2 protein-coding genes are annotated in these 2202 nt (G+C 66.5%); one reads left to right on the top strand and one right to left on the bottom strand.

Annotated features, from left to right (window positions below; all coding sequences use genetic code 11):
- Positions 1–257: 257 nt before the first annotated feature.
- Positions 258–551 (bottom strand): DUF4148 domain-containing protein, encoded by a 294-nt coding sequence (locus ACYP33_RS32560; RefSeq protein WP_414448408.1) that lies wholly within the window; start codon positions 549–551, stop codon positions 258–260.
- Positions 552–1213: 662 nt separating this feature from the next.
- On the opposite strand from ACYP33_RS32560, the gene ACYP33_RS32555 reads away from it, so the two are divergent.
- Positions 1214–2202 (top strand): Ldh family oxidoreductase (locus ACYP33_RS32555; protein ID WP_459625280.1); only part of this gene is annotated, 989 nt, incomplete at its 3' end.

Here is a 2202-nt window from a genome sequence, read left to right as displayed (position 1 = left end):
CGCGGCGCCGGTGAGGGGCGCCGCGCCATGACATGAAAAAGGCGGCCGCGCTTGATGAAAGCGGGCCGCCTTTTTCACTGCCGATTTTGCCAATCAGCTTTTGCCGTTCGTGCGCGGTTGGGCACGGAACGGAATCCACACCGGCGCGGTGCGATCCCACTGGTCGAGTTGGGACGGTTTCGGTTCGTTCGGATTCATGATGTGAGCTCCTTACGGATGACGAGGCCGGCGCGGCCGGCGTGCGGGTTGCTGACGGATTAACGATTGGCGAGTTGGCTCGACGGGCCGCCCGATTCCGAGGTGCCCAGGCGTTGTTGCGCCAGTTCGATGCCTTGCGGGTACGACGTGCTCTTGCGCAGCAGGGCCAGCGTGCCGTCGCGTTGGGATTGCGCCAGTTCGGCGCGCACCTGGGCGCGGGTCAGCGTGCTGGTGGTCTTGGCGGCGGGCAGGTCGCCGTAGGTGCCGGCGCGGCCGATGCCGCCATCGGCAAAGGCGGAAACGGCGCTGGTGGACAGGACGAGTGCGGCGGCGGCGATGGTGAGGGTTTTCATGTTCAGCTCCTTTGAGTACCTGAATTCGGATGCGCAACGCATTGGGTTACGCGACGGAGTGAAATTTAGGTGCAGCCGCAGCATCAATAAATGGGATGCGCGCGAATTGAATTGTCGCCCTGTTGGAACAATCGAATTCCGTACTGTCGATAGGGTTAGGCTAAAACCTTGGCTGGCTTGGGTTTTGGATGTTCTCGAACGAGTGTGCGAAACGTTCGTTTTCACATTGATGCGTCAAATGCAATAGTGTGATTCTGTGGAGTTCATGATTCTTGTGCGTCATGCTGCGATGCGGAAAAACAAGGGACAGGATGATGAAAGCCCGCCCGGGGGCGTGCCAGTCGAGGCGGTGGCTGGTATCCGGTGCGCATGTCGCGCTGCAACGAGCCCGCGCCGAATGCGTGACTGGCTATGCCGATCGGCCGGTCATCGCAGTCGAGATTTATGCCGATTTCATCATCGCCGCCGTGCATTGGCCACAAGCCGGGCCTCCGGATCGCAACGGATACTGGCGTTCGACGATTCGTTTTCTCCCACCGAGGCATGTGATCTACTACCGGCGCGCGGCTACCGGCGTGCCGGCCGCCAGGCTGCGGTTCGACGGCGAGCGAGTTGCACGACACCATTTCGAACAGGGCCACGCTGCGGCCCGGAGGGAATCGATGAGTATTGCTGAGGATGTGAGCCTGTCGCTCGACGAGGTCGATGCGCTGGCGCGCCGCGTGCTGATTGCGCACGGCGTGAGCGAGAACAACGCGCGTTCGCTCGCGAGCGTGATCGTGCAGGGGCAGCGCGACGAGTGCCATTCGCACGGCGTCTACCGCCTGATTTCCTGCGTGCGCACGCTGCGCACCGGTCGGGTCGACGGGCGCGCCGTGCCCACACTGCGCAAGCTGGCCGGCAGCGTGATCGAGGCCGACGCGCACGGCGGCTATTCGCTGCCCGCGTTGGAGCTGGGCCTGCCGGCGCTGGTCGAAGCCGCGCGGCAGCAGGGGCTGGCGGCGCTGACGATCCGCCATTGCTATCACTTCTCGGCGCTGTGGCCGGAGGTCGAGGCGATCGCCGCGCACGGGCTGGTGGGCATCGCGATGTGCCCGAGCCACGCCTGGGTGGCGCCGGCCGGCGGCACGCGGCCGGTGTTCGGCACCAACCCGATCGCGTTCGCGTGGCCGCGCCCGGAGGGGCAACTGCCCTATGTATTCGATTTCGCGACCAGCGCGATCGCGCGCGGCGACATCGAACTGCATGCGCGCCAGGACAAGCCGATTCCCGACGACTGGGCGATCGACGAGCACGGCCAGCCCACCACCGATCCGCACGCGGCCATGCGCGGCGCGATGCGCACGTTCGGCGGTCACAAGGGCTCGGCGCTGGCCACGATGGTCGAGCTGATGGCCGGCTCGCTGATGGGCGACCTGACCAGCGCGGAGTCGCTCGACTACGACGGCGGCGCGGGCGCCTCGCCGTATCACGGCGAATTGCTGCTGGCGTTCGATCCGGCGGTGTTCGCGGGCGACGGGCTGGCGGCGGGCCACGCGAGCGGTGAACGCGTGCTGCGCGAGATCGCCGCGCAGGGCGCGCGCCTGCCGTCGCAGCGGCGCTTCGCGGCGCGAGTGCGCAGCGAGGCGAACGGCGTGCGGGTGCCGCGCGC

The organism is Burkholderia sp. 3C, from assembly GCF_054589155.1.
This window is presented reverse-complemented; position numbering and strand designations above follow the sequence as displayed.